We start from the raw sequence: 15,336 nt of genomic DNA, 5'->3' as shown, positions 1-15,336 counted from the left end.
CGGGCAATGAAAAACGGATTGAAAATTGTAACAATTGGTGGAGGATCAAGCTATACACCAGAATTAATTGAAGGATTTATTAAGAGATATGAAGAACTGCCGGTAAGTGAGATTTGGCTGGTTGATATTGAAGAAGGAAAAGAGAAACTGCAAATTGTGGGTGATTTAGCCAAACGGATGGTGGAAAAAGCGAACCTTCCAATCGATATCCACCTAACACTTGATCGTAGGAGTGCCTTAAAGGATGCGGATTTTGTTACAACTCAATTCCGTGTTGGTTTGCTCGATGCACGTGCAATCGATGAAAGGATACCGTTAAAATATCATGTTATAGGACAAGAAACCAATGGGCCGGGGGGATTATTTAAAGCCCTTCGAACTGTTCCTGTCATCCTTAATGTGGTTAAGGACATTGAGGAGTTATGTCCAGATGCCTGGCTTGTTAATTTTACAAATCCAACTGGGATTCTTACGGAGGCCATTCTTCGACATACATCATTCAGGAAGGTTGTTGGACTTTGTAATGTTCCGATTCATATGCAAATGGATATTGCGCAGATGCTTAATGCGGACGTTTCTCGTGTTCATGTCGATTTTATGGGATTAAACCATATGGTGTATGGCTCGAAGGTATTGTTGGATGGTGAAGATGTGACAGAACATGTTATCGATTTAATTGCGACTTCATCTGAAAGTATGACAATGAACAATATTAAGTCAATCGAATGGAGTCCGGAATTTATTAAAGCGCTGCGTTTAATTCCTTGTCCATATCATCGCTATTACTATAAAACGCGTGAAATGCTAGAACAGGAACTAAAAGATGCAGAGGCAGAGGGTACCCGGGCAGAAGTTGTCAAGAAACTTGAATCTGATTTATTCGAATTATATAAAGACCCTAATTTGGATAGTAAACCGCCACAATTGGAAAAACGAGGAGGAGCATATTATAGTGACGCTGCGTGCCGTCTGATTGCATCGTTGTATACTAATAAATGTGACATTCAGCCCGTTAATACAATCAATAATGGTGCAATCTCTTCTATCCCGAATGAATCAGCAGTAGAAGTAAGTGCAGTCATTACAAAGGACGGCCCAATGCCAATAGCAATGGGAGACCTGCCAGTAGCGGCTCAAGGACTTGTGCAGCAGATTAAATCTTTTGAAAGACTGGCTGCAGACGCTGGTGCAACAGGGGATTACCAAACGGCTTTACTTGCAATGACGATTAACCCGCTTGTACCATCTGATATTGTAGCAAAACAAATCTTGGATGAAATGTTAGAAGCACATAAAGAACACCTGCCATTATTCACTAAAGAACCAATTGCATAACATTTATTATTTGACAGCTGGGTAACCCACAATGAATAGTGGGCAAACCCAGCTTTTTTTAATTGCCAAGGCATACAGCCTATAAATAATAAAACTAACCTGGATAGAGTGTCTAACTGCAGCGATTTTGCCGAAGTTTTTCAAGATGGTGGAAGAAGATTAATGGGAGTTAGACTTTTTTAACACCTCTGTTCAACCAAGAGTTAGAGACTATTGAATGGGAACTTAATGACTTAATGAACGGCTTTAGTGATGAAAACGGAAGCGGTGAATTCATAGATTTTCTTGAAGTGTGAGTAGAAAGAAAGTCTTGAACTCTTATTCCCAGATACAATGATTCAATTATGATCTATCAATTTGTGAATAGCATAGGAAGCTAAGGAAAAGTATCAGTAATAAAGGGTGAGGGCCAACCTACGATAGTACAAGAGGCAGCTAAGCCACCGCGAGTAGCAACCTATGCTCGCTCAAACATCACACTAGACTACAAGTGAGCCAAGGAGAACAAGGCTAAGGGAGAAACACAGAGAGGATCCCAAGGGGAAGCTATACATGTCTAGTGGGTCTAACAATGATAACGTTTTTTTTAGGTGAAGGGGGCCAACTACAGTAAATTAAGGAAGGCGCTAGATCCACGCGAGTAGCAACCTATGCTAGCGACAAGTACTGTGCAATCCCTACTAGGGATGGAAAATGCAGAAATTTTAGAAGTTAATCGGAAATCTGGTGGATTTCTCAATATGATTTTACGATAAAGATTAAATATGATACCTATGCAGGGCCACATAATCCACCGGAGGGTCCTGTAACACTGACTTTTGTTGTCAAGTTAGATGGAGTTACTGAAACTAAGTTCGAGAGTGATTTTTAAGAATATTTCTTTTTCAGCGAACGGGTGCGTTAGCAGATCAGAGCTGTCTTTATGGCGGCCTATTTAATGTGAAAAGTACTCTTGATGAGGTCTCGTCGCATAGCCATCAAGTTGAAATTCTATAAATCCCCCTTGGGCTCATTAGTAAAAACACATAAACCCTTTTTTCTATTGTACAGCTTCAGACTTTAAGGCAAGGGCTATTAAAGAAAACCACCCTCTCTGGTCCTCTTCTTATGCTTGTGGGCCACATCCAAGTAGGTCATGCATTGCCTTACTCAGTGAACGAACTCCTTTAGTGTTTTGTGTTGTGAATTTTCAAAAAATAATATTGCAAAATGAAAACAATTCAAATAAAATCAATTTAAGGTAATTACGTTTTTTTAACCTTAAAATAAATCTGCAATTAAGCTAATCTTTGTGGGTCAAGCTAAGGTGTCCTAGTTGTTTTTTAGATTTTGTCCCATCCATTAGGTAAAGTTAGCTTCTCAAAGTATTAACTTAAAAATTTGAAAGGAGTTAATTATTTTAGGTACAGTACTAAGCTATCTATGTTGGCAAATAATAATATACCCCATTAAGAGAGAGGGAATTTCATGAATCAAGAACGATATTTGAAAAAGAAAATGGGCTTTTGGTCACTTACTGCATTATCTCTTGGAGGAATTATTGGATCAAGTTGGCTTTTTGGACCATGGAATACGGCAAAAATGGCTGGACCAGCTGCTATTATGTCTTGGATTATTGCTGCATTCGTCATTACTCTTATAGCTCTTGTTTATGCTGAATTAGCAAGGGTCAGACCAGAAACAGGTGGTTTAGGTCGTTATCCCCTTTATTCTCATGGAAAATTGCTTGCTACAGTGACTAGTTATTCGATTTGGCTTGGCTACTGTGCCACTGCACCCGTTGAATCATCGGGAGTTATTCAATACGCTAATGAGTTCTGGCCAGGCCTATATGATATATCTAAGGAGCAACTAACGACAACAGGAATTCTAGCATCGACTGTTTTAATGGTATTCTTTGTTGTGGTGAACTATTTTGGCGTGAAATTATTTGCTGTCACGAATACCGTTATTACCACGATTAAATTTATAGTACCTGTCCTAACCATCATTGCCTTTTTTATGACAGGTTTTCATGAAGAGAATTATACAAGTCATGGGTTTGCCCCTAATGGATATGGCGCAGGATTAAGCGCAATCTTAACTAGTGGTATATTTTTTGCCTATACAGGATTCGGGAATGTGGTAATGATGAGTGGCGAGGTGGTAAACCCAAGACGGAATATTCCACTTGCTCTTATCACATCGCTGTCAGTCTCAGCAATTTTATATGTTTTACTTCAAATCGTTTTTATAGGGGCCGTACCGCCCGAAATGCTAGCTAATGGTTGGAGTGGAATTAAATTTGACTCTCCATTTGCTAATTTAGCACTTATGGCGAATATGGTTTGGCTTTCTTGGACCATTACAGCGGACGCAATGATTTCCCCAACTGGATCAGCGCTTGCTTATACAGCAGGAACTTCAAGACATGTTTTTGGAATGGCGAAGAGTGGATTCCTACCTTCTTATTTCGCAACTATTAATAAGAGATTTGGAGTTCCAACACGTGCACTTACTCTTAATTTCCTAATCGGGTTGCTTTTCTTGTTTCCTTTAAAGAGTTGGACTGCAATTGTTGCAATTGTTGGAGCAATTGGTATTTTCAAATACGCTTCAGCATGTGTCACAGTAATGGTGTTTCGTAAGGTTGGTTTGACAAAAGACAACGGTATCCCAGGCATGAATTTTATTGCTCCTTTAGCCTTTATATTTGCCACTCTACTTATTTATTGGACAAATTGGAGTAGGGTTCAACTTGCAATTTGGGGATTAGCAATTGGAATTGTTGGATATTTGATTACTCATTTTATCAATAAACATAAATCGATAGAAATCCTAGGTGGGATCTATCTTGTTATTTATATTCTGATGCTCGTTGGGATATCATCAATCGGAAATTTTGGTGGTAAGGGTATTATTCCAGAGCCATTTATGTCTTACATCGTGGCAATAATAGGATTCGTTTTTTACTATTTTGCTGTTTATAACGGTGTTTGGTACATGCGAAAAAAAGGGAACGTCCAAGAATTGCAAGATATGGATAATACAGATATTTAAAACAATTTCATTTTACAAAAGGAGAAATGGTTATGAAGCTTTGGGGTGGACGTTTTAGAAAAGAAGAAAATAAATTAATGGAGGACTTTAATAGTTCTCTTCATGTTGATATGAGACTTTATTCTGAAGATATTAAAGGGAGTATTGCACATGTAAATATGCTTGTGAAATGTGAATTGCTTACCAAGGAAGAAGGAGAAAGTATTATAAAGTCTCTTCTTTCTATATTGGAGGATATCGAGAGCGGAGCATTAGTGATCGAAGGCGATTTTGAAGATATTCATAGTTTTGTTGAAGCAAAACTAACAGAACGAATAGGTGAAACAGCAAAAAAACTCCATACAGCAAGAAGTCGAAATGATCAAGTTGCTTTAGATATCAGGCTTTACGCAAAAAATAAGGCGTTAGAAGTGATCGAGTATATTGAAGAGCTTCAAAATAACCTGGAAGAAAAGGCAAAAGCAAACAATGTGATTATGCCAGGATACACCCATCTGCAGCGAGCTCAAGTAGTAACTCTTAAGCACCATTTAATGGCCTACTTTAATATGCTGGATAGGGACAGAAAAAGAGTTCTTAATGCAATTGAAATTATGAACGAAAGTCCACTGGGATGTGGAGCATTGGCAGGGACGACTCATAATATAGACCGAGAAATGACAGCAGAGGAGTTAGGTTTTTCAAAACCTATAAACAATTTCCTCGATGGTGTTAGTGATAGAGATTACCTTTTAGAATTAATGTCTAGTTTTTCGATCATCATGATGCATTTAAGCAGATTAAGTGAAGAACTGATTTTATGGAGTAGTCAAGAGTTTAAATTTATTAGTATTGATGATGCATATTCTACAGGTAGTAGTATTATGCCTCAAAAGAAAAATCCTGATGCAGCAGAGCTTATAAGAGGGAAAACAGGACGAGTATATGGTTCTCTTACTTCGCTTTTAACGACGATGAAAGGGTTACCATTGGCTTATAATAAAGATATGCAGGAAGATAAAGAACCATTTTTTGATGCATTGGATACAGTTTTGTCTTGTTTAGAAATTATGTCTAATATGATTTCTACCATGAAGGTGAATACTGAAAATATGAAAAAAGCTGTAAAATATGGCTTTCTCAATGCAACAGAAGTCGCTGATTATTTAGTCAGCAAGGGGGTTGCGTTTAGAGATGCCCACAGTATTGTTGGTTCTATTGTCATTTATTGTGAAGATCATAATAAATCTATAGAAGAATTGACTTTAGAAGAATTGAAGAGCTTAAATCCATTAATTGAAGGGGACTTATATGACTTTATTGATTATCAAAATATATTAAATAAAGGCATTAAGGTGAATTTATTAAAATAATCTAGTTTTTTCCAATTAAAGAGCTATAGCATAGAAGATAAGTACGATCTATGCTAATAGCTCTTTTAAAATTCCCTATTTAATCGGTCAATATTTTCTTTTAACGAATCAAGAGATACAATGACTTGTGATAAAGTATTTTCCCAATAGAAGAAGGATTAAACTTTAATTTCCTCCATTTTAAAGATAAGATTAAAGAAATTAAGTTTTTTGAACTAAGGAGAAAAATATGTATAAAATTGGGGTAATTGGTCCTGTTTCATCAGTTGAGCGTATTATTAATTTAGGTAAAGAATATGAGTCAATCATGGAATTTAAAGCCTACCCATATGAGGATTTCAGAGAAACTGAAAAAATCGTTTTGGAATTCAATAAAAACGTGGATGTCTGGTTTTTTTCAGGTCAAATTTCATATATGGTTGCAAAAAATACTGTAGGAATAGGGGAAAATCTATTATATATTGATCATACTGAATCAGGCATCTATAAAAGTCTTTTGCATATGGGATATTTTCAAAAGGAGTTTTTAAGTAAAGTAAGTATCGATGAAATAACTACAACCCATTTAGAGCAGGCGTTAAAACAAATTGATATTCCCCCAAAAGAAATGTATATAAAAAACTTCAATATTGATTCAAACACGGAAGAATTAATCGCATTCCATCTTGATTTATGGAAAGCCGGAAAAACGGAAGGTGCACTAACTTGTTTCGAGGCTGTATATCTAAATTTAAAAGAAGCTGGAGTACCAACCTATCGAATATCTACAACTGATATGGAAATTCGCCAATCATTAAGAATTCTTGCAGAAAAATCGAGAACTTTTTACTTTAGAGACACCCAAATTGGTGTTCAAATTATTGAAATTGAACATTTTGAGAAAATATTTGAGAGAGCTAAAAGCTCGTACCATCTACAATTTTTAGAGATAAAATTAAAAGAAACACTTCTTAAATTTTGCGAACAATTGGAGGGGTCATTAGTTGAGAAGGGAAACGGCCGCTACTTTATCTTTAGTACACGGGGTACAATTGAATCAAAAATAAAAGATTTAAAAGATACTGTCTTTCTGTTGTCAAATGAATCCAATGCTACTGTAACAGTAGGAATCGGATATGGCCAAACACTTCATTCAGCAGAAATAAACGCTCAACGTGCCATCCAACTTTCAAAAGAAAAGTCAGAGAAGGGCATCGTCATTGTACAAGAGGACGGAACAATGATCGAGTCTGTGGGTGAAGAGGAAGAATTACGTTTTTCTTACCGGATAGATGACAAGGGTTTTATGGAAAAACTAAAAAAAGCCAAAATAAGTGTGAAAAATTATAATAAATTATATGCTTTAGTTAACAGATTGAAATTGAAAGATTTTACAATAAAAGATTTAACAACGCATCTCTATTGGGACGAAAGTAATGCACGTCGTATTGTAGTAAGTTTATGTGAAGTTAATTTAGCAGAAATCATTGGAGAGGAATCTTATTCTTCTCGAGGAAGACCAAGTAAAATTTATCGTTTAAAATAAGCACCCAATTTTCGGGTGTTTTTAGACTTTTAGCTTTTATCCCTGCTGGCAATATGTACGTAAGTGAACCTCGATAGTAATGTTCATCTTAATCACCTCTAACTCAATACTACGATTGCACAATTAAATGGATATTTGCATTTTACAAACAAAAACCACTGTCATTTTTGGAGATATTTTGCGCTTATTTTAAGTGTTATGTTGCACATCAAACTTTAAAACCCAGCTACCTTCACATGAGAAGATTAGCTGGGTTTCTTAATTATTTACATCCAATCATTTATAGAACGTTCTGATCTGTTCAGTAAAAAGTGACTGCTCATTGTTCCGCAATCACGCCCGATTGCGGAATATGTAAAATGTAGAAAAGTTAAAAAAATGGCACCTCAGCTATTTTACTAAAGTACCTAGTTAAAGAAAGTATAAAGAATTTAAAGGATTACACCTGAAAAATCCCCTTTTAATACTTCTTTTTCATTCTGATTTTTACATAAAAAGGATGCGATAATAGCAGTTCTATTATTTTCTTGCCTTTCGTATTTTTCAATTTTAACTTCACAAATGATTGTATCCCCAATAAACACAGGCCTTAAAAACTCGAAATTCATAGTACGAGCCAGTACGTTATGATCTCCACCTACTTTTGTTGGTAGAGTTGCCGTTAATAACCCTTGAACTACAAGTCTTCCCTGTTCATCCGGGGTTATATGATGGATCCCTTCATCACCTGAAATCTCTGTAAATAATTCAACATCCCTTACTGTAAAAGTTCGTTCAAATGTAATGATTTCTCCAACCTTTAATGACATATAAATCTCCCCCTGAAGGTTTTATCCTGTATGGTTCATACTTGCGGACAAAATGCGAATTTAATATCTTAATAACTAACAATGTCGTTGAAGTATTGTTTTGGTAATTTGTTTCCGATTAAGCTTTTGGAGATAAGATATCCATCTGAGGAACGGAAGATAAAAGTGCTGTTTGGAATGACCAAAAACGTTCGTTTTACCCTATGTGAGAAAATAATGAGGTTTCCAATCTTTCGGCTTTATGTTCTTATTCATCCATTTCTTTTGTGGTGCTTGGTAAAGGGGGGGGCGGTCTCTTTCCAGCTTCAGCCAGAAGAATTTATTCAAATCCTGCTCGATGAAATGATTCGTTCCGGAGCAGCAAGCTGGTACAATAATCATTTCTTAAATTCAATGACTAACCAATTATGATCGACCAAGCTCCGCCTCAATTTAATTGTGACATATATTCAAATGCTGTTGTTCCATATACGCTTTTAAAGTGTTTATTTAAATGGGATAAATCAACAAAACCACATTCTGCTACTACTGAATAAATATCTCCATCCTTTTCTATTAACTGCTTTGCGCGTTCTATCTTGCAGTTAAGAAAGTATTGGTATGGTGGAATTCCAGTATGGGCTTTGAATAATCTGATAAACTGAAATTTCGATAAATCAAGCTCTTTACATATTTCGTCAAGTTTAAGTACATTTTCTAAGTTGGTATGAAGCATATCCTTTGCTTTTCTAATTAGAGCGTTATCTTTCTTATAGTTTGGAGAAAGATTAGTTTGAATAAGGCTATCTGTGAGGGATAAGAGTAATTCGCTGCACAAAGCCTCATCTTTTTCGCTTAAAATTGCATGAGCAAGACTTAATATTCTTTGTTCAAGTCTATAGTCATATACAATAGGGGTTGAAAAACGTACTATATCCTTTTTCTCAGCAACCTCTAAAAGCAATTGTGGCTCAATATATAGCATCACATAATCAAGCCCTGCCTTATCATGTGCCATTCCGTCATGTGCCTGTTCTGGATTAAAAAGCATTACACCCTTTGGATATGATAATTGTAAACTGCCGTCCAAGTTATAATGTTGAATACCACGCAAAGTTACACCTATGGCATACTCCATGTGAGAGTGCTTTTTATAGGTAAAATCAGTAATATTTGCTGACAATGCAGTAATACCTGCCGATTTTTTATAGATAAATTTATCCATTACATTCACCTCATAATTAATTTACCTACATCCATATCATCACTGCAGAATAAGCTAAAAATAATGCCATTATTACATTAACAATCTTACTATGATTCTGTAAAAACTTTTTGAAGATTGTACCGAAAAGAACCCATGTAATAAATGCCAAAAGTCCAATAAGAGTTATAGCTAAAACACTTATAGTGACCGCAGACATTGCGGTATAGTGCGGCATAATAAAACTGGGAATTACAGTCATTGTAAATAATACCACCTTTGGATTTAAAAACTGCATAAGAAAGCCTGACCTAAAGGTAGCAGTTTCGTTTACATGGGGTTTTGATGTATCCATTTTGTAAATTTGATAAGCGAGATAGAACATATAAAGGCTTCCGACTATCTGCATTACAATTAAGATTTTTGGTATGATCGTTATAAGCAAAGTATTCAACATAGCAGAAATAACCAGTAATACACCAAAAGCAATCGTTGCTCCATACGTATATTCTAATGCCTTTTTTGGACCAAAGCTATGCACTGTGGATAATATGACGATATTAGTAGGTCCTGGTGTAAAAGTAACAATAAAACAGTATATTAAAAAAGATGTAATATTCATGAGGAAACTCCTTTCAAGGTAATCTCCTGGAATTATACATCCTAAAATTAAATGGCATATAGTATATTATTGCAGGGTTATTCTATAAAGTTAACCTATAGGACCAGCCCTCATCTAACCTTAAACGTACTACTTCTCGAGTTAGTTTCCATGATTCTCTTTTTTATTTTCCTTGCTTTATTACCTCTTTATTTGTTTTCTTTGTTTCCATACAGGGTTTATTAATGAATTAACGGGTGTGTTAGCTGAATCGGAGCTGTCTATAAGGCAGCTTTTTCTTATGGAACTATCGGTGTAGGTTAGTTGAAGAAGGTAATTGTTTTTTTCGTCTAGAATATGTCTATTGAGAACTGTTGAAATGTGTAAAAAAACCTGTGTTTCTAAAAGGCTAATTTATCAATGCAATTGAAGCATCAATCAATATTTTAGGAGGGTTTAAATGGATAAAAGAGTTCAATTTGACTTTGAAATAGAGTTTACTAATGGTGGTGGGCTTCAAGGGCAGGAATTCCGCCTTGATATTGATGGAGAGGACATCACTGTCCAAGAGTTAGCCAAGTATATTGTAGAGGATATGAGGTTACTAATGGTTGGAGAAGTTAAGATATTTAATAAAAAAATAATTAATGAAAAACATAAACGAAAACCTGTTGATGAGTGACGATTAGTTATCTACTTGTCTGAATTTCCGATTAAATATATACTTTGTTGAATTAAACCTGAAAAGCTACTCCTAAAGATTGGTATCTCTGAAGTAGCTCCTACTTTATAACTTTCTATACTTTCCTGGTACTCTGGAATCGAATATAGGAACATCTTTTCTTATTTGGAGTACTTTCTCTAAATCTAAAGTTGCCTTTAATTCACCAACTTCTTGATCTAATTTTTGAACAATGTCTCCCCATGGATCTACAATTTGTGAGCAACCTGCGAATTCCACTCCTAATTTTGTACCCGTCACATTTGATGCAACAACAAACATTTGGTTCTCAATTGCGCGTGCACGAAGTAACGTATTCCAATGTGTTTTCCTTGCTAATGGCCACTCCGCAACGATATGTAACACTTGAATACCTTGTAATGCTAAGTCACGAATAATTTCAGGGAATCGCAAATCGTAACAAATAATAATTCCCATTTTTACACCTTCAAGTTCGAACATTTCCACTTGATTATGACCGCCCGTTAAAAATTTGGGCTCATCTAACATCGGAACAAGGTGCATCTTATCATATTTATGAACAATCTCACCCATTCGATTTACAATCACCGCACGATTAAAGATATCTTTACCTTCTAATATGGCAATTGAGCCACCCACCAAGTTTACATTAAACTTCTTAGCCAGTAATTGTAAAAATTCAATGGATTGATTACCATCCACTTTACAAAGTTCCTCCAATTCCTCCAACGCATAGCCCGTAGACCACATTTCAGGAAGTACTACGACATCCACATCATCACTATAGTTAGCTTCTAACCAACGTTCAATGATTTTCCTATTCTCTTCAGGATTACCAACTTCTAATTCCATTTGAAATACTAAATAATTCACATGGATCACTCCTCTTAATTGTATTTAGTTTAGTAATGAAGTGTCTGGTTTCACAAACAACCATAATATAGCTGCAATAAACACAGGGATTACAGTTACTCCTAATGTGATATTCCACCCAAAGTTTTCTGCTAACCAACCACATAGTAACGGTGATACAAACGCTCCTAGATTTCCCCACAAGTTCATCCAACCTGAAACGGAACCTGAAAAGTTTCTTCCTAAGTCTGTAGCAGAAGCCCATGAACACACTACTGTGAATCCTAGTGAACCCAAGCATAATGATAACCATAAAACATTCATATAAGGCGATACTGTCATAACAGCAAGGTACATTGATATAATAAATACTATTAAACCTGATATAGCTAAAGAGGATCTTGATATTTGTTTTGAAAAACCTTTACGTACTAAGTAATCAGAAAGAATACCGCCAGTCATTACAGTTATCAGTATTGCTAACCATGGTAGGCTTGCGGCAAATCCCATTTTACTTAATGAGAACCCTCTATCTTCCAGTAGATAGGTAGGTAACCAAACTAAAAAGAAAGTAATGATATATAAAACAACAAAATATTGTACTCCTAACGCCCAAAATCTATAGCTTTTCAGAAAAGTATTCCATGGGGCTCTAACTTTAGCGGTATCAACAATTTCTCTGTCTTCAAGTATATATTCTTTTTCTTGTTCATTCACTAATTTATGTATTTCAGGATAGTCTCGGGCTATAACATACCAGACAACCGCAATGATTAACCCTATTAATCCAAAAATATAAAATACAGCTTGCCAACCAAAATATTGATAGATATAAACCGTAACGATAGGGGCAATAACTGGTCCAAAATATGAACCGGCCAATAAAGCACTAGATGCTCTGGCCTTTTCATCTCTTCTAAACCAGTTTGTATTAAATACGGCGTTAGCTGGAAACATCGGTCCTTCACCTATCCCAAATAAGAATCTCACCATAAACAATAGACCGTGAGATTTAACTACACCCGTCAAACCCGTAAATACTGACCACCATACTAAAGCAAAAGTGATCATTTTTCTTGGACCAAACTTTTCTGCCATAAGTCCTGCTGGAATTTGAACTAGCGCATAACCTAATGAGAATAATGAAGCAAGCATGCCAAACTGAACTTTATCTAAGCCTAGATCATCCATCATTGGCTTTGCTATTATTGAAATATTCGATCTGTCCATGTAAGCGATTACACCTATTATAAAGAAAAAGAATGCTAGTCCCCATCTAACCTTTGTAGGTTTCTTTTTCAAAACAATCCCCCCTTAATAAACAATGGAATAATGATGTTTAATTTTTCTGTTCAACTTGGGGTGTTCAATTTCATATTCAAATTTATCACCAAAAATAAATCCATTTTTTGTAGGAACAGTACCTGAAAAAATAACCGTATGTTTTAAATCCTTTTCTCCCAACTTATCTAGCTTTTCTAATAAAACATCAACCTCTAAGAGTGCTTCTAAAGTGTCTTCTTGATATAAGCATTTTTCTCCATTTGAAGTAACATAAGAACGTAAAATAATATTATCCCAGTCTTCTTTTAAATCTGTTAATCTCCAAAAATCAGTTGCAAGAGGTTTATCACATATTGATTTAGACTTTAAAATATCTTCTTTTTCTAATTCTCGATCAGTATGATCGCTTCCGAGGGTAACCAACCATTCGTTTCCGTCATGGAATAACACATACTCTGTTTCCCCTGAAGAAAATTTGCTTCCATTACATTCATTAGAAAAATTCAGTTGTTCTATTTTTTGTGGATATATCATCGGTACATTAGGTGGAGGTGCAATTCCTAATTCTTTTAATTCATCTATGTGTTCTTGAATTTTTTCTTTATTTCGTCCCCCATATCCAACAACGATTACTTTATTAATATCAATTTCATGTTTTTTGACCTCTCCATTAGAAAGATGTAAATTAATTACTTTTCTCATTTGAATTCCTCCTCAATTGATTAATAATTTCATTTTTGGTATTTTCCACATGGTTATTTGATGCTACCAGAAGTTGATTAATATCTTGTGATTTTAAACCTTGCACAATTGCTTTATGTTCAGATATTGTTTCCTCAATACGCGTTTTCTCAGTTATTGCTTTTAACCCAAACCATCTAATCTGATCACCAATTTCCTCAAACCACTTTTCTATTCGCTGATTTTTAGTTAATAATACAATTTCAGAATGGAACTCTTTATCTAATTCAATAAATCTTTGGTGATCTGTTTTATATTTTTCTTGCTCCTCAATGTAACCCTCTAATACTTTTATTTGTTCTAGAGTAATATTTCCACACATTTTTTCTAATGAGAATCGGTCAATAATCATTCGAATTTCCATTACTTCCATTACATTTTCCTCTGTTATTTCATTAATAAATGTACCAACCCGTGGTTTTGAAATTATCCATTTTTCTCTTTCTAACAACGACAGAGATTCTCTGACAGGAGTCCTACTTACACCTAATTTTTCACTTAGGTCTCTCTCATAAATTGCTTGACCAGGTAATAGTTCATAATTCAAAATTGATTTCTTTATTGCCTCAAAAGCTATATCTCTTAATGGCATAACTGTCTCTATTTTTTTCATTTTTCCTCCTCTTGGTATGTGGTATACCAACTGTATCACATGCCGAAAATTCAGTCAATTTGAAATAAATAGATTTATTCAGCACCTTGTGTTGTCTCGTTTAAACTTACCAACGCTTGAGGGGACAAAAGAGAAGGTATACGAAGGCGTGCATACGTCGTATCGAAAGTTAGAAAAGACCAAGCCTGATGCCTTATTACTTGCAACGGGCTCAGAAGTAAGCCTAGCAGAAAAAGCACAAAACGTATTAGCTGCAGAAGGCATTGATGTATCTGGTGTATATGCCTGCATAAGATGGAACGATTTTTTTATCTACAAGATAAAACATATTTGTATTTGAGTATTGGAATACTTTATTCTGAAAGTTGATGATGGACTTTCTGTCTGAAGGATGTAAAATTTAGGTTTAATTGAAGTTCATCTTATATACATAATGGAGCTTAATCTTAATGAAGGTTAAAGTGATAATACAGTCAGGAGGAATTTTTCAATGGCTTTGTCCGAAATGAATAGTAAATTGTTTAGAATGATTAATAATCTAGGTAAACAATACCCCGATTTAAATCCTTTCTTTGTATTCATCGCTGAATACATGATTTTTTTCTTAGTATTGGCAGTCCTGATGTTTTTGTTTTCTCGAAGAAATAAAAATAGAATCATGGTAATCTGTGCATTTATTACATTAGTTATCTCGGAAATATTGGCGAAAATAGTAGGGCAAGTCCACTCGAATTATCAACCATTTGCTGAGTTGCCCAACGTTAATAAGTTAGTTGAAAAAGCAGTCAATAATTCCTTTCCAAGCGATCATACGATCATATTTTTTTCATTTTGTATAACCTTCTGGTTGTTCAAAAGGGGTTGGGGATTTTTATGGGGAATTTTGGCTGCCCTTGTAGGCATTTCGAGAATTTGGGTAGGTGTCCATTATCCAGCAGATGTTCTTGTTGGAGCCATCATCAGTATCGTTTCAGCCATGGTCGTTTTCAAAATTGTTCCTAGTTTAAGACTGACCAAGAAATTTTTGGGGAATCAAGAGGAGGGCGAACAATCCATTTTATCTGCCCTATCCAAACATAAGAAAGGTAAGTCAAAGGACTTTTAAAAAAGAGTTACTTAATATACTAACAAATTAGCAGACCAAATCGATCACTTGTTGTTTTACGTCTTGTTTCAAGAACCGAACGGAAAGAAGCAAATGGAGCAGGACAGAAAATGATGTATTTATCAAAAGAAAAACATTCTGATGTTTCTTCTTGAAATGAAAGAATTATTAAACATTACGTTTTAATTAACCAT

14 protein-coding genes are annotated in these 15,336 nt (G+C 35.1%); 7 read left to right on the top strand and 7 right to left on the bottom strand.

Translation table 11 applies throughout. The features are described 5' to 3' along the window. Positions 1 to 6: 6 nt before the first annotated feature. The 4 genes from ACQKMH_RS25825 to ACQKMH_RS25810 all read left to right on the top strand — a co-directional run bounded on the left by ACQKMH_RS25825 (position 7) and on the right by ACQKMH_RS25810 (position 7,251). Positions 7 to 1,335 carry a 6-phospho-beta-glucosidase gene (locus ACQKMH_RS25825; RefSeq protein ID WP_427590190.1) on the top strand — a complete coding sequence of 443 codons (1,329 nt, stop codon included), beginning with the start codon at positions 7 to 9 and terminating at the stop codon, positions 1,333 to 1,335. A 1,467-nt stretch (positions 1,336 to 2,802) separates the two neighbouring features. Further along, positions 2,803 to 4,374, top strand: a complete 1,572-nt coding sequence (locus ACQKMH_RS25820; RefSeq protein ID WP_427590189.1) for an APC family permease — start codon at positions 2,803 to 2,805, stop codon at positions 4,372 to 4,374. Between the two features lie 32 nt (positions 4,375 to 4,406). Next, complete coding sequence (gene argH / locus ACQKMH_RS25815) at positions 4,407 to 5,726, top strand: argininosuccinate lyase (RefSeq protein WP_427590188.1); 1,320 nt, start codon at positions 4,407 to 4,409, stop codon at positions 5,724 to 5,726. A gap of 229 nt (positions 5,727 to 5,955) precedes the next feature. Continuing rightward, complete coding sequence (locus ACQKMH_RS25810) at positions 5,956 to 7,251, top strand: hypothetical protein (protein WP_427590187.1); 1,296 nt, start codon at positions 5,956 to 5,958, stop codon at positions 7,249 to 7,251. Between the two features lie 431 nt (positions 7,252 to 7,682). On the opposite strand, the gene ACQKMH_RS25805 is transcribed toward ACQKMH_RS25810, so the two are convergent. From ACQKMH_RS25805 to ACQKMH_RS25795, 3 genes are all read right to left on the bottom strand, one after another. After that, on the bottom strand, positions 7,683 to 8,060 hold the full coding sequence (locus tag ACQKMH_RS25805) for a hotdog domain-containing protein (RefSeq protein ID WP_427590186.1): 378 nt from the start codon (positions 8,058 to 8,060) through the stop codon (positions 7,683 to 7,685). Between the two features lie 427 nt (positions 8,061 to 8,487). Beyond that, positions 8,488 to 9,264, bottom strand: coding sequence for a helix-turn-helix domain-containing protein (locus ACQKMH_RS25800; protein ID WP_427590185.1), 777 nt, complete (start codon positions 9,262 to 9,264; stop codon positions 8,488 to 8,490). Positions 9,265 to 9,289: 25 nt separating this feature from the next. After that, entirely contained in the window at positions 9,290 to 9,865 is a 576-nt protein-coding gene (locus ACQKMH_RS25795) for a LysE family translocator (protein WP_427590184.1), read from the bottom strand. Positions 9,866 to 10,304: 439 nt separating this feature from the next. On the opposite strand from ACQKMH_RS25795, the gene ACQKMH_RS25790 reads away from it, so the two are divergent. Continuing rightward, the gene (locus tag ACQKMH_RS25790) at positions 10,305 to 10,526 is read left to right on the top strand and encodes a cyclase (protein ID WP_427590183.1); all 222 of its coding nucleotides are present in this window, start codon (positions 10,305 to 10,307) and stop codon (positions 10,524 to 10,526) included. A gap of 105 nt (positions 10,527 to 10,631) precedes the next feature. On the opposite strand, the gene ACQKMH_RS25785 is transcribed toward ACQKMH_RS25790, so the two are convergent. The 4 genes from ACQKMH_RS25785 to ACQKMH_RS25770 are packed head-to-tail and all read right to left on the bottom strand — an operon-like array spanning position 10,632 to position 14,037. Next, a complete protein-coding gene (locus tag ACQKMH_RS25785) occupies positions 10,632 to 11,420 on the bottom strand; it encodes a carbon-nitrogen family hydrolase (protein ID WP_427590182.1) in 789 nt (262 codons plus the stop codon). A 24-nt stretch (positions 11,421 to 11,444) separates the two neighbouring features. Beyond that, the gene (locus tag ACQKMH_RS25780) at positions 11,445 to 12,701 is read right to left on the bottom strand and encodes an MFS transporter (RefSeq protein ID WP_427590181.1); all 1,257 of its coding nucleotides are present in this window, start codon (positions 12,699 to 12,701) and stop codon (positions 11,445 to 11,447) included. A 12-nt stretch (positions 12,702 to 12,713) separates the two neighbouring features. Beyond that, the gene (locus ACQKMH_RS25775) at positions 12,714 to 13,385 is read right to left on the bottom strand and encodes a DUF2848 family protein (protein ID WP_427590180.1); all 672 of its coding nucleotides are present in this window, start codon (positions 13,383 to 13,385) and stop codon (positions 12,714 to 12,716) included. Beyond that, the gene (locus ACQKMH_RS25770) at positions 13,369 to 14,037 is read right to left on the bottom strand and encodes a GntR family transcriptional regulator (RefSeq protein ID WP_427590179.1); all 669 of its coding nucleotides are present in this window, start codon (positions 14,035 to 14,037) and stop codon (positions 13,369 to 13,371) included. The genes ACQKMH_RS25775 and ACQKMH_RS25770 overlap by 17 nt, the downstream gene beginning before the upstream one ends. A gap of 16 nt (positions 14,038 to 14,053) precedes the next feature. Here ACQKMH_RS25770 and ACQKMH_RS25765 point away from each other — a divergent pair, with 16 nt between their 5' ends. Together ACQKMH_RS25765 and ACQKMH_RS25760 are read left to right on the top strand one after the other, a co-directional pair. Further along, positions 14,054 to 14,377 (top strand): transketolase-like TK C-terminal-containing protein, encoded by a 324-nt coding sequence (locus ACQKMH_RS25765; RefSeq protein ID WP_427590178.1) that lies wholly within the window; start codon positions 14,054 to 14,056, stop codon positions 14,375 to 14,377. A 150-nt stretch (positions 14,378 to 14,527) separates the two neighbouring features. Beyond that, positions 14,528 to 15,142 (top strand): undecaprenyl-diphosphatase, encoded by a 615-nt coding sequence (locus ACQKMH_RS25760; RefSeq protein WP_427590177.1) that lies wholly within the window; start codon positions 14,528 to 14,530, stop codon positions 15,140 to 15,142. Positions 15,143 to 15,336: the final 194 nt, after the last annotated feature.

This window comes from Peribacillus sp. NPDC097895 (assembly GCF_050277555.1).
Taxonomy (GTDB): Bacteria; Bacillota; Bacilli; order Bacillales; family DSM-1321; genus Peribacillus.
This window is presented reverse-complemented; position numbering and strand designations above follow the sequence as displayed.